The 26950-nt window shown below is 72.2% G+C and carries 10 protein-coding genes; 3 read left to right on the top strand and 7 right to left on the bottom strand.

Annotation, left to right across the window (positions count from 1 at the left end; genetic code table 11):
- Positions 1-6: 6 nt before the first annotated feature.
- Complete coding sequence (locus WMF22_RS22410; protein ID WP_437301068.1) at positions 7-951, bottom strand: bifunctional methylenetetrahydrofolate dehydrogenase/methenyltetrahydrofolate cyclohydrolase; 945 nt, start codon at positions 949-951, stop codon at positions 7-9.
- A 140-nt stretch (positions 952-1091) separates the two neighbouring features.
- Positions 1092-1889 (bottom strand): hypothetical protein, encoded by a 798-nt coding sequence (locus tag WMF22_RS22405; RefSeq protein WP_438036965.1) that lies wholly within the window; start codon positions 1887-1889, stop codon positions 1092-1094.
- 457 nt (positions 1890-2346) lie between these two features.
- On the opposite strand from WMF22_RS22405, the gene WMF22_RS22400 reads away from it, so the two are divergent.
- Positions 2347-7284 (top strand): MG2 domain-containing protein, encoded by a 4938-nt coding sequence (locus tag WMF22_RS22400; RefSeq protein WP_438036964.1) that lies wholly within the window; start codon positions 2347-2349, stop codon positions 7282-7284.
- A gap of 70 nt (positions 7285-7354) precedes the next feature.
- On the opposite strand, the gene WMF22_RS22395 is transcribed toward WMF22_RS22400, so the two are convergent.
- Positions 7355-8881: an endo alpha-1,4 polygalactosaminidase gene (locus WMF22_RS22395; protein ID WP_438036963.1), complete on the bottom strand. Its 1527-nt coding sequence runs from the start codon at positions 8879-8881 to the stop codon at positions 7355-7357.
- A gap of 265 nt (positions 8882-9146) precedes the next feature.
- Here WMF22_RS22395 and WMF22_RS22390 point away from each other — a divergent pair, with 265 nt between their 5' ends.
- Together WMF22_RS22390 and WMF22_RS22385 are read left to right on the top strand one after the other, a co-directional pair.
- Positions 9147-10631 carry a sigma 54-interacting transcriptional regulator gene (locus WMF22_RS22390; protein WP_438036962.1) on the top strand — a complete coding sequence of 495 codons (1485 nt, stop codon included), beginning with the start codon at positions 9147-9149 and terminating at the stop codon, positions 10629-10631.
- A gap of 155 nt (positions 10632-10786) precedes the next feature.
- Positions 10787-11203, top strand: coding sequence for a nuclear transport factor 2 family protein (locus tag WMF22_RS22385; RefSeq protein WP_434045970.1), 417 nt, complete (start codon positions 10787-10789; stop codon positions 11201-11203).
- Between the two features lie 46 nt (positions 11204-11249).
- Here WMF22_RS22385 and WMF22_RS22380 read toward each other — a convergent pair whose 3' ends face one another.
- The 4 genes from WMF22_RS22380 to WMF22_RS22365 form a co-directional block, all read right to left on the bottom strand.
- Positions 11250-15440: an ATP-binding protein gene (locus WMF22_RS22380; protein ID WP_437301063.1), complete on the bottom strand. Its 4191-nt coding sequence runs from the start codon at positions 15438-15440 to the stop codon at positions 11250-11252.
- 146 nt (positions 15441-15586) lie between these two features.
- A complete protein-coding gene (locus WMF22_RS22375; RefSeq protein ID WP_148313982.1) occupies positions 15587-15985 on the bottom strand; it encodes a YybH family protein in 399 nt (132 codons plus the stop codon).
- Positions 15986-16103: 118 nt separating this feature from the next.
- The gene (locus WMF22_RS22370) at positions 16104-21533 is read right to left on the bottom strand and encodes a type I polyketide synthase (protein WP_438036961.1); all 5430 of its coding nucleotides are present in this window, start codon (positions 21531-21533) and stop codon (positions 16104-16106) included.
- Entirely contained in the window at positions 21520-26760 is a 5241-nt protein-coding gene (locus tag WMF22_RS22365) for an amino acid adenylation domain-containing protein (protein WP_438036960.1), read from the bottom strand. Before WMF22_RS22365 ends, WMF22_RS22370 begins: the two co-directional genes overlap by 14 nt.
- Between the last annotated feature and the right edge of the window lie 190 nt (positions 26761-26950).

The following is a 26950-nucleotide window of genomic DNA, read 5'->3' as shown; positions in this document are numbered from 1 at the left end:
GCGAGCTCACCCGCCCGGGTGGGTGTTCTTGTAGAGCCGCAGGCTGTTCCGGATCGCCATCGTCACCGTCATGGGGCCGACGCGGGGCACGAACACGCTCGCCTTGCTCTGGATATCGTCGCTGAAGTTCTTGAAGGTGGAGAAGTTGATGCAGAGGGCGCCCTCGCGGAGCTCGGCGCCCTGCACGACCGGGAAGCTCCGCGAGGGCACGCCGGTCACCACGATGTCGGCCTGCCGCAGCGCGGTCGCCCGGTCCACCGTCGTCTCGCGCACCTCGTGCATGTCGCCCGAGGAGCTGGGCACGAAGAGCAACGGACCATCGATATCGAACGAGGTCACGTGGGCTCCGTCGTGCGCCATCATGCTCGCGAGCGGCCTCCCGACGACCTCGCTCCGGTTGAAGATGCACACGCGCCGGCCCTCGAGCGGCCGCTCCCCCTCGCCGAAGAAGCCGGCCGCCTCGACCAGCTTGAGGATGGCCAGCGGCGTGCACGGCAGGATCGCCTTCCTGGTCTTCGCCTCGTCCAGGAAGCGCTGGTTCTGGTACAGGCAACGTGCCCAGAACGTGTGGAGCCCCTCGATGTCCTTCGCGGGATCGACGCTGTCCCGCAGGTACACGTCCTGCTCCGTGCCGAAGATCGGGTAATACACCATCATCCCGTGCACGCGCGCGTCCTCGTTCGCCGCGCGGATGGCCTCCTCGGCGTCGAGCCGCGTCGCGTGGCGGATCTCGAAGCGGATCCCCACGTCCTCGCACGCCTTGCGCGTGTACTCCGCGTACGTGTACGACGGCCCGTGATCCGCCGCGAGCACACCGACCAGGACCAGCGGCTCGGGCAGCGCCGCGAGCTCCGCCCGGATCTCGCTGCGGAACGTCTCCGCCACCGCGGTCGGATCGAGGACGCTGGCCGTGCGGGTGCCCGGGCTCGGCGGAATGTGGTGAGGGTCCATCCTGGGGCGGAGACGAGCACGCGCGAGCATCGGTGTCAAGTTTCCGGCGGAGCGACTATCTCGACTCCACCTCTCGTCCTGCTCTTGTTGCTCTTGGAGACTCCAGCCCTCCGGAGAGCCGCCGTGCCTGGCTCACGAGCTCATCGCGAGGAGGACCGCCGCTCCGGGCCCGCCTCCACCACGGGCGCCGCCACGCGGTTGCTCTCGGCCTCGGCGGGGCTGCCGGCGCCGGGCACGCGGAGGAGCATACCGCCCTTGCCGCGCAGCTCATCGACGAAGTTCGCTCCGAACACCTCCTCGGGCGTGTCGCCGTCGCGTCCGCCCATGCCCGAGAGCCCCTCGAGGCTGGCGAGGTTTCCGTCCCGGCGTCTGGGCGCCGGACGAGAGCGCAAGATATCGTCCCGGGTCACCTTCAGCGCCACCACGTCCTCGCGCATCACGTCGATCCAGGATGCGGGGAAGTCGGCCTCGGCGCCCGCGGGGCCGCGCACGCGGAGCCGCGAGATGTCGTTGCCAGGATCGTTCGCGCCGATGCCCACGAGCTGCGCCTCGGCCTCGTCGGTGGTCATCACCCGCGTGTCGGGGCCGAGCTCGACCGTATCGTCCGTGACCCCGAGCGCCTCCTCCAGCTCCTGCCTCCGCTCGGGCGGCTGCGGCACGAGCGAGGTGTCGACGCGCCCCGGCGGCTGCGCCGTCGTCCGCCCGTCGTAGTACCGAGGCAGCGCCAGGAGCTCGTCCCGGCCGGGCCGTAAACGGAGGTGCCCGTCCGCCGTGCCCTGCACGAGATCCATCGAGATCAGCAGCTCCTCGCTCGCCAGCGGAGAACGGAGCACCACGTGGGTCAGCACGCCCCGCTCTCGGTCGACCAGGACGCGGTCGAGCACGCCCGCATCGAGGCCGCCGTCGGCCATCACGGGCATCTCGAAGTCGATCTGCATGATCCCCTCCTCGGCGGCGAAGCGCCTTGCGCTCGCGCGAGAACCTGAGACGGTCGGATCCCGATGTCCAGGGGAGCACGGCACGGACCCTCGTGACCGGTCGACCCCATCCCATGGGCCGGGCACGCCGCGCGGCCTCGCCGTTGCGGGGGGGTCGGCGGTCCTCGGCCTGTCGAGTCATCGCGTCATCGAATCATCGCGTCATCGCGTCATCGAGCCATCGAGTCACAGAGGCGTCGCGATTCCACCATGTGAACGGAGTCCCGCACGCGGTGGAGGCGCCGATGGGCCGGAACCTTGGCACAAGGTGGCGCACATTCCGCGCGCGGTCCGCGTGGTCCACGTCTATTCCCGCGGATTTGCTGCTCGATGGCGGTGGTTCATCTTGGTACGGCGGATGCAACCTACGCGCCGGCCGCTGGGGATGTGCCAGCGCCGCTCGGGAGGATTTGGACTTATGCGTGTACGCTTCGATGCTCTCCGCCGACGCTGGAGCTCTCCCCACCTGCTCGCCGCGCTGGCGCTGGCGAGCGCGTTCGCGGCGGGGTGCTCCTCCGATGATGCCCCGCCAACGACGCTCGGGCGCCCGGATCAACCGCGGAACGGCACGCTCGAGATCGACGAAGCGAGGCTGCTGGGCGTGATCGACGGGAGCGAGCTGCGCCTCCAGATCCCGGTGCGCAACCTGACCGCCGGCGCGACGAGCGGCCACCTGCGCGTCACGCTCGTCGATCTCGGCGCGGACAGGGAACAAGGCACGACCGAGGTCGACCTGGACATCGCGGGCGGGACGGCGACGACGGCGGAGGCGCGCCTCCCGGCGCCGGCCGTGAGCGCGCAGCCGGGCCTCGCGCGGTACCTCGTCCGCGTCGACGACGGGTCGGAGGAGGGGCTGCTCGTCACGCGGAGCCTCCTGCGCGTCATCCCGCCCTACGACGTGCAGCTCGAGGGGCCGGCGCGCGTCGTGCGCGGGCGCACCGCGAGCTACCGCGTGCGCGCGACCGACGCTTTCTCCCATCAGCCGGTGCCCAACGTGGGCGTCGAGCTCGCGGTGGGCGAGGGGGCGCGGCCGCTCCGCGGGACGACCGACGCGCTCGGCGCCGCGGTGTTCGAGGTGGAGCCCGGCGCGCTCGGCGCGCACCCCGTCTCCGCGCAGGCGCTCGGCTTCGGCGTCAACGCGGCCCTCACAGCGAACATCACCGTCGAGGGCCCCGGCCCGAAGCTGCTCCTCACCACCGACAAGCCGCTCTACAAGCCCGGCCAGACGATCCACCTGCGCGCGCTCGCGCTCGAGCGGGGGAACAACGCGCCGCTCGTCCGCGAGGCGATCACGTTCGAGGTGGAGGACGGCAAGGGCAACAAGATCTTCAAGAAGCCCATCGTGACCGACGCCTACGGCGTCGCCGCGACGACGTTCCGGATCGGATCCATCGTGAACACCGGCGAGTTCAAGGTGCGCCTCGTGAGCGGGGAGACAACGACGGAGAAGGTCGTGACCGTGGGGCAGTACGCGCTGCCCAAGTTCGAGGTCGCCGTGAGGACCGACAGGCCCTGGTACACCGCGGGTGACACGCTGACCGGCACCATCGACGCGCGCTATTTCTTCGGCAAGAACGTCGCCGGCGGCGGCGTGACCATCGAGGCGGCGTCGCTGGACGTCGGTCAGACGACGTTCCAGCGCATCGTGGGCGAGCTCGACGCCGAGGGCCATTACGGGTTCAGCCTGACGCTCCCCCGGAGCCTCGCGGGCCTGCCGCTGGAGCAGGGCGACGCGGCCGTGACGCTCACCGTCACCGTCGCGGACACGGCGGGGCAGGAGGTCACGAAGGCGATCCCGGTCAAGGTCGCCGCCGACGCGGCCTCGATCGTGCTCGTGCCCGAGGCGCGCGAGCTCGTCCCGGGGATCCCGAACACCCTTCTTCTCTTCGTCACCGACCCGCTCGGGGCGCCGCTCGCCGATACGGAGGCGGTCATCACGGCGCCGGACGGCACGCAGCTCACGGCGCGCACCGACGCCTTCGGCCAGGCCGCGGTGAGCTTCACCCCGCCGGTCGCCACGGCGGACGGCGCGTTCGAGGTGCGGGCGACGGTGGGAGAGCGGGCGGTCACGCGGAAGTTCTCGTTCGGCACGCAGATCGGCGGCGAGCACCTGCTCGTGCGCACCGATCGGGCCGTCTACGAGACCGGCGAGACGGTCGAGGTCACCATCGAGTCGAGCGAGGAGGCCGGCAGCGTCTACGTCGACTGGCTGAACGACGGTCAGGCCGTGGACATGCGCTCTCTCGAGCTCGAGGGCGGGCGCGCCCATTTCAGCATGCCCGTCGACGCCGGCCTGCTCGGCAGCAACCGGGTCGAGGCCTACCTTGTCGACGACGATGGCAATCTGGTCCGCTCCGGCCGCACCGTGTTCGCGCGGGGCGACTCCGCGCTGAGCGTCGAGGTCCAGGCCGACAAGCCCCTGTATGCGCCGGGGGAGACGGCGACGCTGCGGCTGTCGGTCAAGGACGACGCGGGGAACCCGAAGGTGGCCGCGCTCGGCGTCCAGGTGGTCGATCAGGCCGTCTTCGCGCTTGTCGACGCCCAGCCCGGGCTGCTCCGCACCTACTTCGAGCTGGAGGACGAGTTCGCGAAGCCGAGCTACGAGATCCACGGCCCGGCCGCGAACCTCCAGGACCTCCTGTTCAACGCGACGGCGAGCGAGGACCCCGAGCAGGCCGAGGCCGCGCAGGTGAAGACCCAGGCCTCGCTCGCCGCGCTCGCGGGCACGTCGCTCACCGGCCTCCAGGCGCGCACGTGGCCCGCCGTGCTGGCGAAGGTGCCGGAGGAGCTCGCTCAGTTCAACGAGCGCCAGAAGGGCGTGATGAGGCCCTGGCTCGCGGAGGCCGCCGCGGCCGCCGCGCGGGAGCTGAAGGCGCTCGGCTGCGACGGCACCCAGTTCAGCTGCAACGGGCAGGGCGTGTACGTCGAGCTGCTCGGGAACCGCGTCGCCGAGCGCCTGCGCGCCTTCGACGTGTGGGGCAACGCGTACCGGGTGGCCTCCAGCTGGAGCGGGCTCACGCTGCAATCGTCGGGGCCCGACGAGGTGGAGCAGAGCCAGGACGACGCGACGTTCGCGTTCACGTTCAGCGATCTCGGGATCCAGGTGCCCCCGCAGGACTGGGCAGAAGGGGGCATCCCCGGCGACGCGGACGGCGGCTGGGCCAACGGCGCCGCGACCGGAGGAACCGGAGCGGGCGGCGGCTCGGCCGGGAATCCCACCCCAGATTCCGGCGGCGACAACGGGGGCGGGCCGCGCGTACGGCGCGAGTTCCCGGAGACCCTCTACGTCAACCCGAGCGTGATCACGAGCCCCGACGGCACGGCCACCCTGAGCATCCCGCTCGCGGACAGCATCACCGAGTGGCGGCTCTCGGCGCTGGCGAACTCGACCGACGGCAAGCTCGGCGGCATCCAGAGCGGCTTCAAGGTGTTCCAGGACTTCTTCGTCGACGTGAGCTTCCCGGCGACGCTCACGCGCGGCGATGAGGTCGAGTTCCCGATCGCCGTCTACAACTACCTGGAGACGCCGCAGACGGTCGATCTCAGCCTCGAGCCGGGGAGCTGGTACACGCCGCTCGGCGCGACGTCGACGACGGTGTCCCTCGCGGCGGGCGAGGTGCGTGGCGTCCGGTTCCCGGTGAAGGTGAACACGGTGGGCGTCAACTCGCTCACGGTCACCGCGCGGGGCAGCGCGGGCGCCGACGCGGTGGCCCGCACCGTGCGCGTGGTCCCGGACGGGAAGCCCTTCGCAGAGAGCGCGTCAGGCATGCTCGCGGCGGGCAGCGCCGATCACGCGCTGTCGTTCCCCGCGGACGCGGTCCCCGGCTCGAACCAGCTTTATCTCGAGATCTACCCCGCGTTCCTGTCGCAGGTGGTGAGCGGCATGGACAGTATGCTCCAGGTCCCGAACGGCTGCTTCGAGCAGACCACCTCGACGACCTGGCCCAACGTGCTCGTCACGCAGTACATGAAGCAGACAGGCCAGATCACCCCGGAGATCCAGATGAAGGCCGAGTCGCTGATCTCGGCGGGGTACCAGCGACTGCTCACGTTCGAGCACTCGGGCGGCGGCTTCTCGTGGTTCGGCGAGCAGGACGGGCATCCGTACCTGTCGGTCACCGCGTTCGGCGTCATGGAGTTCGCCGACATGATCAAGGTCCACACCGTGGACGAGGCGATGCTCGCCCGGACCGTCAACTGGCTCGCCGGGCAGCAGAAGGCGGACGGCACGTGGGAAGGCGACCAGACCGAGTTCTTCAGCTTCCACACGGGCACGCTCCGCAACAGCGCCTTCGTGCTCTGGGCGCTCGCGAGCGCGGGGTACGCGGGGCCCGAGATCGGGACGGGGCTCGCCTACCTGGGCCGCTCGCTGAAGCCGGCGACCGACGACCTGTACACCCTGGCGATCGCGGCCAACGCGCTCGCCGTGGCCGACCCCTCCGGCGCGCTGACGGACCAGGTGCTCGACGCGCTGGACCAGCGCAAGACCGCGGACGGAGACGCAATTTACTGGGATGACGGCGGCACGCAGACCTCGTTCTACGAGTCCGGGAACGACGCCAGGGTCACCACCACCGCGCTCGCGGCCCACGCGCTGCTCTCCGCGGGCGCCCACCGGTCGAGCGCCGACGGCGGCGTGAAGTTCCTGACCCAGTCGAAGGACCCGAACGGCAACTTCGGCTCCACCCAGGCGACGATCTGGAGCCTGCGCACCCTGCTCCTCGCCGCGAGCAAGGGGACGGAGGGCGCCACCGGGACGGTGACCGTCGCGGTCGACGGCGAGGCGGCGGGCACGGTCTCGCTGCGCGCGGACCAGGCCGACGTCATGACGACGGTCGACCTCACGCACCTCGCGACCGCGGGCGCGCACGACGTCTCGATCGCGTTCTCGGGGGAGGGGAAGCTCAGCTACAACCTGGTGGGCCGCCACAACGTGCCGTGGAGCGCGGTCCCGAGCGACGCGGGAGGCCCGCTCGCGGTCAGCGTGACGTACGACAAGACGCAGCTGTACGTGGACGACATCGTGACGGCGTCGCTGAGCGTCCAGAACAAGACGGACTCGGTGCAGAACATGGTCCTCGTGACCGTGGGGCTGCCGCCCGGCTTCCAGCTCCTGACCGAGGATCTCCAGGAGTACATCCTGGCGGGCCAGCTCTCGAAGTTCGAGATCACGGGCAAGCAGCTGATCCTTTACGTGAAGGAGATCCCCGCGGGGCGCGCGGCCACCTTCGCTTACCGGCTGCAGGCGACCATGCCTGTCCGGGCGGAGGACGGCGGCGCCGAGGCGCACCCGTATTACCAGCCGGAACAGCAGAGCTTCTCCGGAGCGCAGGCCCTCGTGGTGATGGCGCAGTGAGGGGCTGAGCGGGCGAGGGCGCTGGCCGCGGGTGCGCGGCCGGCGCCCCTGCGCCGGCGGGGCGCGTGGCTCAGGGGCAGGCGATGCGCCAGGCGTCGAGGTCGAGCTTCTTGATCAGCGTGGAGAGCCCGAGCGGCTTCGTGGCGGCGCAGACGGCGTTTGCCCCCGAGGCGTCGACGTACTCCGCGTGGAACACCGCCTTGCCGGCGCGGATGAACGGGGTGAGCATCTCGCACTCGTCGTATTCGTGGCACTCCTCGTTCAGGGCCCAGTCGAAGCTCCCCACCAGGTCTTTCACCTGATCGAGATCGTTCTTCAGCCCGATGGACAGCCCGCGCGCGTGCGCCTCGGCGGCGAGGAAGCGGTTGTAATCGAGCTGCGTCGCCGCCGTCAGCGGGAAGCCGGGGCCGTTGGTGTAGCCGTCGACGTTGTCGGGCTCCACGCCGTCGCAGCGCTTCTGCACCGCCAGATCCAGCCGGGCCTTCATGACGTCGCGCACGCCGGCGTTGCGGGTGTCGAGCCACCGCTCGCCCGGCCAGCCGTCGAGCGGGTTGCCGAGCGCCGCGGCGGGGAACTTCGACGCGTCGTCGCGCCAGTCCTCGCTGCTCCCCGCGCTGAAGTAGCAGATCACCTTCTTCCCGGCCGCGCGCAGCGTGTCGATCTTCGCCTGCGGGGCGTCGAAGAGATCGATATCGTACATGGCGACATCGAGGCTTGTGTCGATGGTGCCCGTGAGCTGCCATTGCCATGTTGTCCCCGGCGCGGGAACCCAGATGCCGCCGGTGGAGCCACCGGTGCCTGTGGAGCCGCCGGAGCCGCCGCTGCCGCCGCTGCCGCCGGAGCCGCCGCTGCCGCCGGAGCCGCCGGAGCCGCCGCTGCCGCCGGAGCCGCCGCTGCCGCCGGAGCCGCCGGAGCCGCCGCTGCCGCCTGAGCCGCCGCTGCCGCCTGAGCCGCCGGCGCCAGTGGAGCCGCCGCTGGTCGTGCCCGTGAGGACGAGCTTGTCGAGCATCGAGCTGTCGGCGGAGCTGCTCGTCGCGTACCGGATCTTGAGGGTACCGCCCGCCACGAACCGCCCGAGCGACCCCGGCAGGCTCAGGCTCGCGTTCGTCCAGGACCAGTCGCGCGCGAACGCGTTGTCGCCGACAGCGACCCAGGCGCGGGCGGCCGCGTCCCACGCCTCGAAGGTCCAGCGCATCTCCGATTTCGCCGGGCCGCGGTAATTCACGCTCAGCGCGAGGGACGCGAGCTGCGCCGCCGAGGTGCCCGAGGGGAGCGTGTACTCGCACGTCGCGCTCGTGTTGGGCGCGAACTCGACGTACTTGCTCCACACGTCCTGCTGGCCCGTGAGCTCCGCCGTCGCGAGCGCGGCGGCCGTCTGCCCGGCGCCGATGCTGCCCCGGCTCACCGTCAGCCTGGAGCAGGTCATCGTGAGGGCGCCGGTGACAGCATCGCCGCTCGCCGCCGAGGCGATCTCCGCGTCGGAGCTCGCATCTGCGCCGCACCCGGCGGCGGCGAGCGTCGCGGCCAGGCTCACGAGGGCGTGGCGCAGGGCGCCGCGAATCGCGAGAGAGGACGCCGGTCGGATGGGATAAGTCATGCTCGTCTCCTGTCGTGTTGGTCGTTGGTGAAGCCAGGCGCACGTCGGCGCGATGCGCCTCCAGACGCTGCGGTCCGCGCGATGGCTCCCGGCGATCGCGGCTCCCTCAGCCTCTCCGCGCGCCGTAGAGGCGCTGGTCCGTGCGCGCCGCAGAGGCACTGCAAGGCGGGGACCAGCGCGCGCTCCGCGTCTTTCGCGCGGTGGCGCGCGCTGCCGTTGCCGCGGGTTGCGCAAGCGTCGTACACTTGCGCAACCTTCGAACGGCATGGCGGAGCGAGACCCTCGTCGACAGGAAGCTTCTCCGCCGAGCGCGGAGCCGCCGCGCGCCGCGGCCGAGATCGCGACCGAGCTCGACGCCGCGGAGAGCGCGCCCAGCGAGCGGACGCCCCAGGGGCAGGCCTCCCTGATCGTTCGCGCCGGTGACGGCGCGGCGCGGGTGATCGACCTGACCGAAGGCGATGTGGTCGCGATCGGCCGCGCGCCGGAGTCCGCGGTCTGCGTCGACGACGCCCGCGTGTCGCGCAACCACGCGATCGTCGCGCGGCACGGCGGCGCCATCGAGGTCATCGACTGCGGGAGCCGCAACGGCACCTCGGTGAACGGCGCCGTCTTGCGCGACGCCGTACGGCCCCTCGCCGGCGGCGACGTGATCCGCATCGGCCCGGCCGAGATCGTCGTCGCGATCGCGGCGCCGGCGCCCGTCGAGGCGGCGCCGCCGGGGGCCGCGCCGGAGGCGCTGGAGGGCCCGCCCTCCGGCGCCGGCGCCGGGTTCGTCGTCGCGGACGAGGCGATGGTGAAGGTCTTCCAGGTGGTGCAGCGCCTCGCGCGCGCGCAGACGACGGTGCTCGTGCTCGGCGAGACGGGCGCGGGGAAAGAGGTCGTCTCCGAGCAGCTCCACCGCATAAGCCCGCGCGCCGGGGGCCCGTTCGTGCGGCTCAGCTGCGCGGCGCTGCCCGAGGCGCTGCTCGAGAGCGAGCTCTTCGGGCACGAGAAGGCCGCCTTCACCGGGGCGGATCGCCGCAAGATCGGCTACTTCGAGGCGGCGCAGGGCGGCACGCTGCTGCTCGACGAGATCGGCGAGATGCCGCTCGCCATGCAGGCGAAGCTGCTGCGCGTGCTCGAGAGCCGGCGCGTGGCCCGGATCGGCGGCACGCAGGAGATCGAGCTCGACGTGCGCGTCGTGTGCGCGACGCACCGGGACCTCCAGGCCGAGGTGGCGGCCGGGAGGTTCCGGCAGGATCTCTACTATCGCATCAGCACGTTCGTCCTCCGCGTCCCGCCGCTGCGCGAGCGGCGCGCCGAGATCGCGCTGCTCGCGCATCGCTTCGCGCAGCAGGTCGCCGGGCGCATGGGGGAGCGGGCGCCGCGCTTCGCGCCCGCGGCGATGCAGGCGCTCGAGGCGCACGCGTGGCCCGGCAACCTGCGCGAGCTGCGCAACGCGGTGGAGCACGCCGTCGTGCTGGCCGAGGGCGGCGTCATCGAGGTCGAGCACCTTCCGGCCTCCGTGGCGGAGGGCGCCGAGGGCGCCGCGCCCCCCGCCAGCGCGGGCGCGCCCCCGTCGAGCACGGGGGCGCCGCCGCCTTCCGCCGACGGCGGGACGATGCCGGCGCGCCTCGCCGAGCTGGAGAAGCGGAGCATCGAGGACGCCCTCGCCGCCGAGGGGAACAACCAGACGCGCGCGGCGAAGCGGCTCGGCATCTCGCGGCGCGCGCTGCTCTACAAGCTGGACAAGTACGACATCAGGCGGTGAGCGCTCGCGGAGCGCGCATGGGCGCCGCGCGTCGCGCGTCGCCTCCGGGGTGCTGTATGCTCGGCCGAGATCAGGCTCGGATCGGTGCGGGAGCAGCGGAGCGCATGGAGTCCTCGGAGAGAAAGCCGGCAAGTCCAGAAGATTCGGTTCGCCAGATGCTCGTCGAGTTCGCGCGCGCCTTCGAGCGAGGCGACGTGGACGCGTTATGCGACATGTTCGTACGTGACGATGCCCTGATCTTCTACGGCACACACGACAAGCTGCACTTCACGCGCTGGGCCGAGATCGAGGCCTCGTTCCGGCGGCAGAGCGAGATCCTGAAGGACCTCGTGTGCAGGATCACCGGCGATGTCCAGGTGCGTCTGCTGGCCGGGGGAGCGGCCGCCTGCGCCGGGACGGCCGGCTTCGGTATCCACGCCACCATGGGCGGCGTGCGCTTCGACCTGCCCGCGCTCCGACTGACCTGCACGGTGGAGCGCCACGGGGATCACTGGCGGTTCGTGCAGCTCCACCTCTCCGTGTCGGACAGGCCGTTCCTCGACAGCGTGGGCCACATGCTCGAGAGCGCCTGAACGCCGCGCCGCCACACCACGCCGGTGCGGCGGCGCGGCCCGCGCCTCACGTGGGGACGTCGCTCGACTCCGCCAGATCCCGGAGCGCCCTCTCGCTCCGGCGCAGCGCCTCCTCGGTCCGCTGGACCTTCAGCGCCTCCTGCTCCAGCTCGCCGCGGAGCACGGTGTTCTGCAGCGACAGCGCGGCCAGGAACTCGAGGAGCGGCAGCCGGCGCAGGATGAACGCGCCGTGGACCAGCCGGTTCTCCAGGTAGAGGAGGCCGCCCACCTCGCCGGGGTTCTTCATGAGCGGCATGCACAGCACCGACTTCGGCCGCTCGCGCACGAGGTACTCGTCCCCGGCGAAGGCGCCGCTCGCCCCGACGTCGCTGAGCACCACCCGCTCCCGCGTCCGCTCGACATAGTTGACGATCGACGCCGGGACGCGGGTCGCGAGCGGCGCCGTGCTCCGCTCGTACACGCGGATGCTGATGCCGTCGCGGTCCACCACGGCCTCGGCGGCGAGCCGCAGGCCGTCCCCGGTGAGCAGGAGACAGCACCGCTCCGCCCCCTCGTGCTCGACGACGAGCCGCATGAGCGACTCCATCATCTCCTTCGGCGTCATGTCGCTCGAGAGCGACCGCGAGACCTTCACCGCGGTCTGCGCGTCGATGGCCTCCGCCGCCATCGTCATGACGCCGCTGCTCGTTGCGCGGCGCTGCTCCTGGTTCAGGACGAGCGCATGCCGCTGCTCGAGCTGCCTCACCTTCTCGCTCGCGCCCCAGCGCGAGTACGACGCCACCGCCTCCCGCAGGTAGAGCCCCGGCAGGCCGCTGTAGCCGCGATCCAGGTAGAACCGGGCGGCGAGCTCGCTCGCGAGCGCCTCCTGGTGGATGAACCGGGACTCGCGGAAGGCCACGATCGCCTTATCGTAGAGCGCCGCGGCCTCGTCGTGCCTGCCGTCGACGCGCGCGCGCTCCGCCGCTACGAGCGCGTGTTTGCCGGCGAAGTTGTCGGGGCAACTCTCGGCCCAGACGCGCAGCTGCTCCTCGTGGCCGGCGAGCGACCGCCGGAGCCCGGCCTGCTCCTCGGCCGGGGCCCCGGAGAAGCGGGCCGCCCGGGCGAGGGCGCCGAAGTAGTGGTACTCGGCCGAGAACAACATCCCGTTGCCCCCCGAGATGTTGCGCTCCGCCTTCTCCGCGGCCAGGGCCGCCTCGTCGGGGTTGGAGGCCAGGAGGTGCTGCGCGGTCTTCATCACGTAATGGACGAGCCGCACGCTCGGGAAGCTCTCCTTCTCGAGGCGGTCCTCGAACGCCTGCTCGTCGAAGTCGTCCGCGCTCATCGTGCCGAGGTGGCGCGTGGCGCCCCTCATCGCCTGGACCAGGCGCAGCATGCTCGTCACGGCGTCCGCGGCGAACGTGATCTTCGCCTTCGTCGCGTAGTCGAGCGCGCTCACCGCGCCCTTGTACGCCTCCTCGAGCGGGTCGCCCCGCACGATCACGTTCAGGGTGAGCTGGATGTTGCTGAAGCTCCCCCACGTCAGGTTCCCGACCTCGTTCGCGGCCTGGATGCTCACGCGCTGGCAGGCGATCCCGGTGTCGATGTGGCGCGTCCAGACCGAGATCAGACAGCCATAGAGGTTGGCCACCTCGGGCTTGTAGGCGAGCGCGTTCATCTTCTCGGTCAGCTCGTAGCCCACCCTGCCGATCCGGTCGCCGTCCTGGTACGCGCCGAGCTTCTGGCAGAGCGCCTTGCCGAGGCACGTGTACCCGATGCCGGTCGGCTCCGCGTTGCCGTGGAGCAGGCTGAGCCGGACCATCTGGCAGACCAGGAGGTCGTTGAGGTTCGGATCGGTGTAGAAGGTCGAGGCGTACATCACGGCCATCACGCCCATCGCCGCGAGCATCGGCGGCGCCGTCATCCTCGGCTGGCCGAGGATCTCGTCAGCCGTGCGATCGCGGAGCGCGTCGCGCAGCGCCGTGATCTCCGCGACAACCTCCTCGTCGGCCGGCTGCCTCCCGAGCTTGATGCCGAGCAGCGCGAGGCACTCCAGCCCGACGCCGATGCACGCGTCATGCTCGGACCGGGCCATGTGGTTCTGCATCAGGACGCGGTAGGCCGCCGCCTTGTCGAGCTGCGTGCGCGCGCGCTCGAGGAGCACCGAGCAGAGGTCGATGGACCGATCGAACTCCCCGTTCACGCACGCGCTCTCGGCGAGATCGAGGTGCAGCGCGAAGGCGAGCAGATCGTCGGCTCCCGCCCAGTCGTCCTCCCCGATCAGCGCGCAGCCCGCGGCGAAGTAGGCCACCGCGGAGCCGTAGGCCCCGGAGGCCCTCGCCTTCCTGCCGGCGCGGAGGTTCAGCTCGGCCGTCCTGCGCCGCTCGCCCGGATCGGTGATGAAGGAGGCGCCGATGTTCAGCTGGTTCGTGATCTCGAACAGCCGGTCCTCCAGCGCCTCCTCCGGCGTCTGGACGAGCAGCAGGCGCCCGATGCGCAGGTGCGTCGAGGCGTGGTTGCCCTCGCGGATGAGCAGGTACGCGGCCTGCTGCACGCGGTCGTGGAGGAACTTGTACGTGCTGCCTCGGCGCGCCACGAGCCCCTCGCGGATGGCCGGGGAGATGGCGGCGCGCGTCGTCTCGGTCGACTCGCCGTACATGGCCGAGAGGACCTCGGCGTCGAAGCGGGCGCCGAGGCACGCGGCGAGGGAGAGGACCCGCTGCGTCTCGCCGTCCAGCCGCCTGAGGCGGCCCAGCACCAGGTCGACGACGTTGTCGGTCAGGTTCTGCGCGGCGATGGCCTCGATGTTCCAGCACCAGACGGCGCTCACGGGATCGACCCAGACCAGCTTCTGGCGATAGAGCTCCGTCAGGAACTGGCCCACGAAGAACGGGTTGCCGCCCGTCCTCTGGACGAGGAGCCTGGTGAGCTGAGCCCCCAGCTCGTCCTCGCAGCGGAAGGTGTCCGTGACGAGCTCGAGGACGTTCTCGTGCGGGAGCGGGTCGAGGCTGAGCGTCGAGACGCGCGCGCCCGTGGCGTGGATCTGCCGGAGCACCTCCATGAGCGGGTGCGACGGGGTCACCTCGTTGTCGCGGTACGCCCCGATCACGAGCAGGTGCCGCTTCTCGGGCGCCGCGACGACGTCGCGGATGAGCCTCAGGCTGGCGGGATCTGCCCACTGCAGGTCGTCCACGAACAGCACGAGCGGGTGCCGCTTGCGCGCGACCACGCCGAGGAACGCATGGAACACGCGGACGAAGCGGCTGCGCGCCTCGTTCGGCGCGAGCGGCGGCACCGGCGGCTGCTCGCCGAGGATCAGCGAGAGCTGCGGGATGATGTCGATGATGACCCGCCCCTCCTCGCCGAGCGCGTCGCTCAACCGGCGCTTCCACCCCGCGAGCGACTGCGGGCTCTCCGTCAGGATCTGCCGGACGAGCTCCCCGAACGCCTGGGCGATCGTGCGGTAGGGGATGTCGCGCTGGAGCTGATCGAACTTCCCGGAGATGAACGCCCCGCGCTCGCGGACGATGGGCGCCTGCACCTCCTTCACGAGCGAGGTCTTCCCGACGCCCGAGTACCCGGCGACGAGCACGAGCTCGGCCGTGCCCGTGGCGACCACACGCTCGAACGCCTCGAGCAGGATCGCGCGCTCGCGCCTCCTGCCGTAGATCTTCGTCGGGAGCTGCAGCCGGTCCGGGATGTCGGCCGTCCCGAGCGGGAACGAGTCGATCATCCCGAGCTCCTCCAGCTCGGTCTGGCACATGAGGAGATCCGACCAGAGCCCGCGGGCGGTCTGATAACGCTCCTCCGGAGACTTCGCGAGGAGCTTCATCACGATCTCGGAGACGATCCGGGGCACGTCATGCACCAGCTCCGCGAGCGGCACAGGGGCCCTCGCGATGTGGGCGTGCGCCCACGCGGGCGCGTCCTCGGCGTCGAGCGGCAGCTTGCCGGAGAGCAGCTCGTACAGCGTGACGCCGAGCGAGTAGAGATCGGCGCGCTCGTCGATCGGCCAGTCGACGCGGCCCGTCCGCTCCGGCGCGATGTAGGGCAGCGACTCCGGGTTGATCTTCGTCTCGTCGGAGAGGCCGAGATCGCCGCGCACCACGGCCAGCCCACCGTCGAGCGACACCTCCCCGCTCTCCGGGTGCACGGAGAGGTTCGCGGGGCGGATGTCCAGGTGAAGGGTGCCTGACTTATGAAGTTTCGACAGCGCAGATGCGATCTGCACCGCGTGCGTGAGGAACCGGCGAAGATCCATGAGAGCCCTGGTGATCGTCGATAGGACGATCCAGAGTGTACGGTACTCGAAGCAGGATCCCTGTCAACGTTTCCTCCGGCCTCGCCGGCGAGGCGCCGGCCGCCGGAGCGCTTCGATCCGCTCGGCGCGGACGTCGATCACGTCGATCACGACGCGTCAGGGATCCTCGTCGTGTGGTGCACGAGGGCTTTCCATTCACCGCCCTTGAGCTCCCAGACCGCGGTGAAGGCGATGGTGTTATCGAGCTTGACACCGCCCTTGAGCTCGGCGCGCGAGCGGTAGACGCCGCTCACGATAGCGACGTCCCCGCCGACGATACGCACGTCGCACTGCCGGAGCTCCTGCGTGTACGTCAACATGCTGTCGACGAGCTTCAGGTACTCGTCCTTGCCGCGCTGCACTCCGTTGTAATCGACGTACCGCCAGCCTTCGGCCAGGTGGCGATCGAGGAAGCCGTAGTCCTTGACGGCCCCCACCGCCTTCGTCCACGCCTTGAGGAGCGCGACGTGCTCCTCTCTCGCCTGCTCCGCGGTGATCTTCGACATTCTCCACCTCCGCCGCGCGCCCTGGCCGCACTCGAGCCCGCGCGACCGCGCGGGGGCGTCGCCGTCGCCGTCGCCGCTCCACACCCATGGTAAAGAGCCCGCCGGCCGGGCGTCAACATCAGCCCTGATGTCCCGCCGTCTCGAGGGCCGCGCGCAGATGATCGGCCATGACTTGCACGTTCGGCGGCAAATTCATGGTGATGTGATTGCCAGGGACCTCGTGGACAGTGAGCTGGCCCTGGATCAAATCGAGCCATCCCCGCGCCGGGTTGTTCACGGTCATGGCGTCGCGCTCGCTCGCCTCGAAGAAGAGCACGTCACCCGGGTAGGGGCGGGGGACATAGCGCAGCATCGCCTGCAGGTTGGCGGTGACGATCTTGCGGAACGTGGCGAGCTCCTGGAGCGCCAGCTTCGGGAACATCCGGGAGACACCCTTCTTGCGCTGGAGCACGTGGAGCAGCTGCTCGTCCGGGGAGAGGTGCCGGATCTCCTCCGCGGGGACGGGGAGACTCGCATCGCCGCTGATCAGGTAGGCGAGGCGCTCGGGGGTGTCGAGATCCTCGGGGAACACCGCCGAGGGCGCGGGCGTGTCGATCATCATGAGAAGCGCGACGCGCTCGCCCCCGGAGATGAGCTGGTGCGCCATCTCGAAGGCGACGACCCCGCCGAAGGACGACCCGCCGAGCACGTAGGGGCCCTCCGGCTGGATGTGCCGCCGTACCGCCTCGAGGTAGCGCGCGGCCATCTCCTCGACGCGGGTCAAGGGCGGCGCCTTGCCTTCGATGCCCTGCGCCTGCAGCCCGTACACGGGCTGCGCCGGGTCCAGGCAGGTGGCGAGATCGTGGTAGAAGTAAACGTGCCCTCCGACCGGGTGCATCAGGAAGAGCGGCCGCCCGGTGCCGGGCTTGATCCGCACGAGCGACGCGGGCAAGAGGCGCGCGGGAGAGCGCCTCGACAGCGAGGTGGATGAGGGCGAGTCGGACTGCGCGATGAGCTCGGCCAGGGCCGCCACGGTCGGCGCGTTGAGCAGGCTGTGGCCGGGGAGATCCATGTTCACGACGCTGCGCAGCCGGGAGATGAGCTGGACGGCGAGCAGCGAGTCGCCGCCGAGCGCGAAGAAGTCGTCGTGGACGCCGATCCGCTCGATGCCGAACAGCTTCTCCCACGTCTCGGCGACGGCGCGCTCCAGCGGATCGCGCGGCGCCACGTAGGCCGTGCCGAGGTCGGGCCGCGGGTGGACCGATCTCGGGATGCCCTCGGACTCGACGTCCCGCGAGGGCGGCGCGATCGAGCTGGCCGAGGGGCGCTGCTTGGCCTGCGCTTCCCGCTTCAGGACCAGGACGTGGGGCGTGGGGCTCGTGAGGACGCGCATCCAGGCGTCGAGCGCCTCGTCGCGCGAGATCCCCTCCTCCGCGGCGGCCGCGCCGCCCTCGCTCGAGTCGGCCGCGGGCTCGGGATCCTTGCCGCGCGAGGCGTCCTGCCGCTGCCACGGGTCCCACTCGATCGCGATCGTGAGCGGGCCGTCACCGGCGGCCCGCCGCTGCGCGAAGGCGCCGAGGAAGGCGGTCGCGGCGCACTGGCCCGCGAGGCCCGCCCCGCGGGCGCCCGCGGTCCGCGCGGCGCACAGCGCGACGAAATCGGGCCGGAGGCCCCGGAGCGACTCGTCGAGGACGAGCGCGCCGTCGAGCTTCGGGGCGAGGAGCGCCTCGCCCTCCTCGCGCGTCATGCGCTGGAGGGGCACGGCGCGGCGGGCGCCCGCCGCGTGGATCACGCCGTCGATCCGCCCGAAGCGCTGGAGCCCCTCGGCCACCGCGCGCTGCATGTCGTCGAGCCGCGTGACGTCGGCCGTCACGAGCAGCACCTCGGCGCCCAGCCGCTCCATCTCGAGCACCGCGCCGATCTTGCGGCGTAGCGCGTCGAAGGCGCCCGCGCCGGCGAGGCCGTCCCAGGCCTCCCGGGGCGGGAGCGCCGTCCGGCTCGCGAGCACGAGCTTCGCGCGCGCGACCTTCGCGAGGTGCTCCGCGAGGGCGGAGCCGACGGCCCCGAGCCCGCCGGCGATCAGGTAGACGCCGCCCTCCCGGAGGCGCGGCGGCAGGCCCTCGGCGCGGTCCATGCGCGCGGGCTCGAAGATCCGGACCCAGCGCTCCCCGTTCCGGTAGGCGATGACGGGCTCGGTCTGCTCCAGCGTGACCTCGGCGAGGAGCTGGTCGATGAGCCTCGCCTCCTGCAGCGTCCGCGGCTCCGGCAGGTCGATGTCGACGCTGATGCACGAGACGTTCGGGTACGCCCTGGGGATGGCCTCGCACGGGCCGAGCAGCGTGGCCTTCTCGGGGCAGAGCACGGCCGCGTCGGTCACCTTCTGCATGTGGCTCGTCACGACGCCGAGCCGCACCTCGTCGCGAATCCCCGCGTCGCCGATCCCCTGGGCCAGCGCGACGAGGCTGGCGAACCCGAGCCGCTGGGCCTCCGCGAGGCGGCCGGCGTCGAGCGGCGCGCGCGCGGGCTTGGTCACGCCCCACAGGAACATGATGCGCGAGGGGGACACGCCCGCCGCGCGCAGCGCGCCGAAGAGGGACGCGTGGTCCGCGCGGCTCGCGGGGGCGACGGTGAACTCGCCCTCGCCCGTCTCGGCGAAGCCCTCGCCCGGCCGCACGGTGATGACCTTGTAGCCGTCCCGGCGGAGCCGCATCTCCATCCGGGCGCCCAGCCCGTAGCTGTCGGCGAAGACGACGCAGCACTGCGCCCTGGCCGGCCGGGCCGACGCCTTCATCGACCCCGACAGCACCGAGCGCTTCCAGGCCAGGAGGTGGATCAGGCCGGCCGGCTCCGGCGCGCTGCGCGCCGGCCGGCGCGCTGCGCTCGAGGGCGGGTCGATCCAGTACCGCTTCCGCTCGAACGGGTAGGTCGGCAGGGGCACGCGCCGGCGGGGCTCGTGGGTGTAGAAGCCCGACCAGTCGACGCGGACGCCGGAGAGCCAGAGCTGGCCCAGCGTCTCCAGCAGGAACCCGATGTCGGACTGGCGGTGGTGGACGTGCCGGATCGACGAGAGCATCACCCGGCGGGCGCCCCGCGCGGGGTGCTGCTTGGCCAGGGTCGCGAGCACCCGGCCCGGGCCGACCTCGAGCAGGGCGCGCGTCGGATCGGCGAGCACCTCGCCGAGCCCCGCCATGAAGCGCACCGGCTCGCGCACGTGCCTCGCCCAGTACCCGGGGTCCTGCGCGTCGGCCGCGGACAGCCAGGTGCCGGTGACGTTCGACGCGATCGGGATCTTCGGGGCGCTCGGGCGCGCGCGGGCCACGATCGCGGTGAACGACGCGAGCATCGGCTCCATCATCCCGGAGTGGAACGCGTGCGACGTCTGGAGGCGCGTGCACTCCAGCTCGCGCTCGGCGAAGAGCCGGTCGGAGAGCGCCTCGACGGCGTCCTCGGGCCCGGCCACGACGCAGGCGGCCGGCCCGTTGACGGCCGCGAGCGAGAGCGCGCCGCCCCCCTCGTCGAGCAGCGGCTGCACCTCGGCCTCGGGCAGCGGGACCGCGAGCATCGCGCCCGGCGGCATCTCCTGCATCAGCTTGCCCCGCCGGGCGACGATCTTCAGCGCGTCCTCCAGCGAGAAGACGCCCGCGAGGCAGGCCGCGACGTACTCGCCGAGGCTGTGGCCGATCATCGCCGCGGGCCGGATGCCCCACTCCATCCAGAGCGTGGCGAGCGCGTACTCGATCACGAAGAGCGCGGGCTGGGCGAAGCGCGTCTGCTTGAGCAGCTCCGCGGCCGCCGCCTCCCGCCCCGGGGGCGGGTAGATCACCTCGCGGAGATCGAACCCGAGCTCGGGCTGGAGCATGGCCGCGCAGAGATCGACGCCGGCGCAGAACGTGGGCTCCCGCTCGTACAGCTCCCGCGCCATGCCGGCGTACTGCGTGCCCTGCCCCGGGAACATGAGGACGACCGGGCGATCGATGGCCTCCTCGACGTGCGCGAGGACCCGCCGCTCCCCGAGCGTCGACAGCAGGCTCACCGCCTCGTCTGTGTCGTTGCAGACGAGCATGCGCCGGTGCGGGAACGTCTTGCGGCCGACCTGGAGCGTGAACGCGACGTCCGGCAGGCTGACGTCCGGGTGCGCCTTGAGGTACCCGACGAGGTTCTCGGTGATCGTGTCGAGCGCGGTCCTCGTGCGGGCGGAGAGCAGGAGGAGCTGCCAGGACCGCCCGCCGGGCGCCGCCGCCGCGTGGGGCGCCTCCTCGAGGATGGCGTGGGCGTTGGTGCCGCCGATGCCGAACGAGCTCACGCCGGCGCGGCGGGGCCCGTCGCCGGGCTCCCAGTCCGCGAGCGCCGCGTTGACGTAGAACGGGCTGTTCGCGAAGTCGATCTCCGGGTTCGGCGTCTTGAAGTGCAGGCTGGCCGGGATCTGCCGGTGGCGGAGCGCCTGCACGACCTTGATCACGCCGGTGATGCCGGCGGCGACGTCGAGGTGCCCGACGTTCGGCTTGACCGAGCCGAGCGCGCACCAGCCCTTGCGCTGGCCGCGGGACCGGGCGCGGAACGCCCGGGTGAGCGCCGCGACCTCGATGGGATCCCCGAGGCGCGTGCCGGTGCCGTGGGCCTCCACGTAGCTGATCGTCTCGGGATCGGTGTTCGCCATCGCCAGGGCCTGCGCGATGACCTGCGCCTGCCCCTCCACGCCCGGCGCGGTGAACCCGATCTTGCCCGAGCCGTCGTTGTTGACGGCCGAGCCCCGGATCACCGCCTCGATGTGATCGCCGCTGTCGAGGGCGTCCTCGAGCCGGCGCAGCACGATGACGCCCGCGCCGTTGCCGACCACCGTCCCCTGCGCCTCGGCGTCGAACGCGCGGCAGCGCCCGTCGGGCGAGAGGATCATGCCGTGCCGGTACAGGTAACCCGACCGCGTGGGGACGTTGATGGCCACGCCGCCGGCCAGCGCCATGTCGCACTGGTAGGTGAGCAGCGCCTGGCAGGCCATGTGGACGGCCACGAGCGAGGTGGAGCAGGCGGTCTGGACCGCGACGCTCGGCCCAAGGAGGTTCAGCTTGTACGAGGTCCGCGTGGGCAGGAAGTCCTTGTCGTTGGCGACGTAGACTTGATAGTCCATCGCCTTCCTGAGCTCGTGGTTCGGGTAAAGGTTGCTCAGGAAATACGTGTCGTGGCCGCTCGCGCCCGCGTAGACGCCGATGGTCCCCTTGAACGCCTCGGGGTTGTACCCGGCGTGCTCGAGCGCCTCCCACGCGCACTCCAGGAAGAAGCGGTGCTGCGGATCCAGGATCTCGGCCTCTCGCGGGGTCATCCCGAAGAAGGCCGCGTCGAACCACTCCACCTCGTCGAGCACGGCCCGCGCGCGGACGTAGCTCGGGTCCGAGGCCACCTCCGGGGGCACGCCCGCCGCGGCGAGATCCTGATCCGAGAGCGCCGCGATCGACTCGACCCCATCGCGCAGGTTCTGCCAGAAGGCGTCGACGCTCCTCGCGCCCGGGAAGCGGCCGGCCATCCCGATGATCGCGATTTGGTCCTCCGGGACGGGTTGATCAAGCGGATCCATTCTGTCTGCTCTTGGCTGCCTGCTTCTTTCGTTTCAGGATCTCTCGCTGCTTCAGCGCCCGGGCGTCGGCCTCCGAGAGGTCGCTCCCGCCGCCGCTGCCGCTCGCGAGGAACGCGGCGAGATCGGTGACCGTCGGGCGCGCGAACAGATCGACGATGGAGAGATCGCTGCCGAACGACTCCCGGACGCGCTCGTGGAGGCGCATCAGGAGCAGCGAGTGGCCGCCCAGATCGAAGAAGTTGTCCTGCACGCTCACGCGCTCGATGCCGAGGACGTCCTGCCATATCGCGGTGAGCCGCTCCTCGAGCGAGCTCCGCGGCGCCACCATGGGCGCGCTCTCGGGGCGGAGCTCGACGGGGGCCGGCAGGGCGCGGCGGTCCACCTTGCCGTTGCCCGTGAGGGGCAGCGCGTCGAGCAGCACGATGGCCGAGGGGTGCATGTAGTCGGGCAGCCGCCGCTGCGCGTGATCGCGGATCGCACGCTCGAGCCCGCCGGTCGGATCCGCCATGAACGGGCGCGCGCGGGCCCCGGCTTGCGCGGGCGGCGCCGCGGCCCTGCCGCCGTGCGGGACGACGTACGCCACGAGGCGCCGGTCGCCCGAGCGCGCCGGCAGCGCCACCACGACCACCTCGCGCACGGCCGGGTGCTCGCCGAGGACCACCTCGATCTCGCCGAGCTCGATCCGGTAACCGCGGACCTTGACCTGCTGATCCATGCGGCCGAGGAACTCGAGCTGCCCGTCCGGCATCAGGCGGACGCGATCGCCGGTCCGGTACAGCCGCCCTCCCGGCTCGCCGCCGATGGGATCGTGGATGAACCGCTCCGCGGTGAGCTCCGGCAGATCGAGGTAGCCGCGCGCGAGGCCCTCTCCGCCGATGCAGAGCTCCCCGGGGACGCCGGCCGGGACCTCGTTGAGATCCCGGTCGAGCACGTGCACCCTCGTGCCGGGGATCGGGCTTCCGATGGGCACCGTGTGGCCGACCGGGCGCTCCACCGCGGCGCAGCAGGCGAACGTCGCGGCCTCCGTGGGCCCGTAGCCGTTGATCATCCGGCACCCCGGGAGCTCGGCGAGGACCCGGTTGACGTGCTGCGGGGACAGGACGTCCCCGCCGGCCACGATCTGGCGCAGGCCGCGCAGCGCCGTGATCCGCTCGTCCACGAGGAGGTGGAAGACGCCGGCGGTGAGCCACACCGTGGTCACCCCGTGCTGCCGGATCACGCGATCCAGGTCGTCGAGCGACGCGGGCGCGGGGGGCATGACGACCAGCCGGCCGCCGTTGAGGAGCGCGCCCCAGATCTCGAACTGCGACGTGTCGAAGGAGATCGACGCGAGCTGCAGGAAGACCTCGTCCGGCGCGAAGCGCGCGTACGTCGTGCCCTTGACGAGCCGGGCCACGCCCCGGTGCGGCACGGCCACGCCCTTGGGCCGGCCGGTGGAGCCCGACGTGTACATGACATAGGCGAGCTGGTCCGGCGTCGCCAGCTCCGTCGGGTTGTCGTCGCGCGCCCGGCCGATCTCCTCGGGATCCGCGTCCAGGCAGAGGACGCGCGCCCGGCACCCCGGCAGCACCGCGCCGACGCGCACCTGGGTGAGCATCACGCGGACCCGGGCCTGCTCCAGCATGAACGCGAGGCGCTCGGTGGGGTAGGTCGGATCCAGGGGCACGAAGGCGAGGCCCGCCTTCAGCACGCCGAGGAGCGCGACGATCATCTCGATCGACCGGTACATGCACACGGCCACGCGGTCTTCGGGCGCGAGGGCGCCCTCGTCGGTGCGCGCGAGGGCCCCCTCGTCGGGGCCGGGCGCGGCTTCGGGCCCCGGCGCCCCCGGCGCCCCCGGCGCGCGGAGGCCGAGCAGGGTGTGCGCGAGCTGGTTGGCCCGCCGGTTCAGCTCCCGGTAGGTGAGCGACGTGACGTTGCCCGCGCCGTCGTCGAAGACGACCGCGACGGCCTCGGGAGAGCGCTCGACCTGGGCCTCGAAGAGGCGGTGAATGCACGCGTCCGACCCGGGGCCGGCCGGGGCGGTGCCCCACGCGCGGAGCGCGCTCCGCTCCTCGGGCGTGAGCAGCGGCAGCGCCGAGAGGCGCAGATCGACGTCGCGCGACGCGCCCTCGAGCAGGGCCTCGTAGTGGCCCGCCATCCGCTCGATGGTGCGGGCGTCGAACAGCGCGGTGCTGTACTCGATGCGCCCGATGATGCCGTCCTCGCGCTCGTCGAGCTCCAGCATCAGGTCGAACTTGGACGCGCCCGTGTCCACGTCGAGCTGGCTCAGGGTCCAGCCCGGATCGAGCGCCGGCACGGGCGGCTCCAGCACGAAGGCGACCTGGAACAGCGGGTTCTGGCCGGGGACCCGCTTCGGCTGGAGCGCCTGCACGACGCTGGCGAACGGCACGTCCTGGTGCGAGAGCGCGGCCTGGCTCACCGCCCGCACGCGCCCGAGCAGCTGCCGGAACGTCGGGTCGCCGCGCAGGTCGGTGCGCAGCACGAGCGTGTTCAGGAAGAAGCCGAGGAGGTCCTCGGTCTCCGGCGGGTGGCGGCACGACGCGGACGTGCCCACGACGACCTCGTCCTGCCGCACGTACCGGTAGAGCATCGCCTTGAAGGCCGAGAGCAGGACGACGAAGAGCGTGACGCCCTGCTCCCTGGCCAGCGCCTTCAGCCGGAGCGTGAGCTCCCGCGACAGGGCGACGCAGTGGCGGGCCCCCGCGAGGCTCGGGGCGGCCGGGCGCGGCCTGTCGGTCGGCAGCTCCAGGGTGGGCAGGTCGGCGAGCTGTCGCCTCCAGTAATCGAGCTGCGGCTGGAGGGCGCCGCTCAGCTGCTGCTCCCGCTGCCAGACCGCGTAATCGGCGTAGTGGATCGCGCGCTCGGGCAGCGGCGACGGCCTGCCCGCGGCGAACGCCTGGTAGAGCGCGTGGAGCTCCCTCGGGAGCGCGTCGAAGATGGAGACTCCATCCATCAGGATGTGGTGCACCACCACGAACAGCACGTGGTCGGCCTCGTCGAGCCGGACCAGCGTGGCCCGGAGCAGCGGGCCGCGGGCGAGATCGAACGGGCGCCGGGCCTCGTCTGTGGCGAGCGCGACGGCGCGCCCCCACCGCGCTTCAGCCGATAGCGCCGGCAGCGCGGTCAGCTCGACGACCGGCAGATCGAGCGGCGCCGGGGGCAGGATCTGCTGCACGGGCTCGCCGCCGACGACCGCGACGACGCTCCTCAGGATCTCGTGGCGCCTGAGGAGCTCGTCGAGGGCGCGCCCCAGGACCGGGACGTCGAGGGCCCCGCGGAGGCGCAGGGAGAACGGCTCGTTGTAGAACAGCGCGCCCGGGTGGAGCGAGGCGTGGAGCCAGATCTGCCGCTGCCCGTGCGAGAGGGGGATGGGCCGGTCGCGCGGCGCAGGCCGGATGGCCGCGGCGGCCGGGCGCTGCTTCGGCCGGGGGAGCGACTCCACGAGCTCGGCCAGCGCGGCGGCCGTGGGGGCGTCGCACAGGCTCTGCAGGGAGAGCTCGACGCCGAGCGCGCGGCGCAGCCGCGACAGCACCCGCGCGGCGAGCAGCGAGTGCGCCCCGAGGTCGAAGACGTCGTCGTGGACGCCGAGGTGCTCGATCCCGAGCGCCTCGGCCCACGCCGCGGCGATCGCCGCCTCGATCTGGTTGCGCGGCGCGAGGGGCTCGCCGTCGCCGCGATCGGGTCGGGCGGCGTCCGGCGGCGGCAGGGCCGCGCGGTCCACCTTCCCGCTGGGGCCGAGCGGCAGCGCGTCGAGCAGCACGAACGTCGACGGGATCATGACCTCGGGGAGGCTCTCGCGGAGGAAGCTGCGCAGCGCGGGCACGACGGCCCGGGGGGCGGCCGGGGGCGCGTCCGGCGCGTCCGGGCGCGCGACGACGTAGGCGACGAGGCGGCCCTCGCTGGCGACGGCCACCGCCGCGCGGACGGCGGGGTGGCGCCCAAGCGCGGCCTCGACCTCGCCGAGCTCGACGCGGTGGCCGCGGATCTTCACCTGCTGGTCGACGCGCCCGAGGAAGGCGAGATCGCCGCCGGGCAGGCGGCGCACCACGTCCCCCGTGCGGTAGAGCCGGGCCTCCGGGGTGGAGCTGAACGGATCGGGGACGAACCGCGCCGCCGTGAGCTCGGGCCGTCCCAGGTAGCTCCGGGCCAGCCCGGGTCCACCGAGGTAGAGCTCGCCGGCCTCGCCGTCCGGGACCGGGCGCATGGCATGGTCGAGCACGTAGCAGCGCGCGTTCCTGATCGGCCGGCCGATGGAGAGGGGCTCGCCGGGGTCCCGAACCGGGTCGAGCCCGTCGGCCATCGTGGCGCACACGGTGAACTCGGTGGGACCGTAGGCGTTGATGAACCTGCGCCCCTGCGCCCAGCGCGCGGCGAGGTCGGCGGGGCAGGTCTCGCCGGCGACGATGAGGGTCCGGAGCGCGGGCAGCGAGCGCTCCGCGCCCTCGGGGAAGGCGGCGAGCGCGGAGGGGGGGAAGGTCGCGATCGACACCTCCTCCGCGCGCATCCGATCGAGCAGCGCGGGCCCGGGGATCATCTCGGCCTGCGCCCCCATCACCAGGGTGCCTCCCCGGGCGAGCGTCATCGCGATCTCCCAGACCGACGCATCGAAGCTGAGGGACGCGAACTGGAGCACGCGGCAGCCCGGCGCCACGTCGAATCGCTCGGCCAGCGCGCGGGTGAGGTTGGTGAGGCCGCGGTGCGTCAGCAGCGTGCCCTTGGGCCTGCCGGTCGAGCCCGACGTGTAGATGACGTAGGCGAGGTCGTCGGGGCCCGTGGTGTCCGGCGGGTCCTCGCCGCTGAAGCCCGCGGTCAACTCGCGATCGCCGTCCAGGAGGACCACGCGCGCCCCGTGGCGCGGCAGCGACGGGAGCAGCCGCGCCTGGGTGAGCAGGACGGGCGCCCCGGCGTCCTCGAGCATGAAGGCGACCCGCTCCCGCGGGTACGCGGGGTCGACAGGGACATAGGCGCCGCCGGCCTTGAGCGCCGCGAGCAGCCCGATGAGCGCCTCCAGGGAGCGCTCGGCGCAGAGCGCGACGAGGACGTCGCGGCCGACGCCCAGGCTCCTCAGGTGGTGCGCGAGCTGGTTCGCGCGGCGATTCAGCTCCTGATAGGTGAGCCGGTCAGGGCCGAAGGATGCGGCCACGACGCCGGGCGTGCGCCCGGCCTGGAGCTCGAACGAGCGGTGAATGCTGGCGTCCTCGGAGCTGAAGGCGTGATAGGTCATGTCGTGTGTGGTGGTAGGAGTCTCTTCAGGGGCAGAGCATCAGCCGCCGTGTGCGAGCCCGAGCAGCGACGCGAGGGCGTCACGCATCTCGTTCAGAACCGTCCCAGGAGCACCGGAGTGAGCTCCAGGGCGGCAGCCGGTGACACGGGCGCGCCCCCGACGTTTCAGGGGCGCGGTCGGCACGGATACC

This window comes from Sorangium sp. So ce204, from assembly GCF_051526795.1.
Lineage (GTDB): Bacteria > Myxococcota_A > Polyangia > Polyangiales > Polyangiaceae > Sorangium > Sorangium cellulosum_B.
The sequence above is the reverse complement of the archived record's forward strand: the minus strand, read 5'-3'. Positions and strand labels throughout refer to the sequence as shown.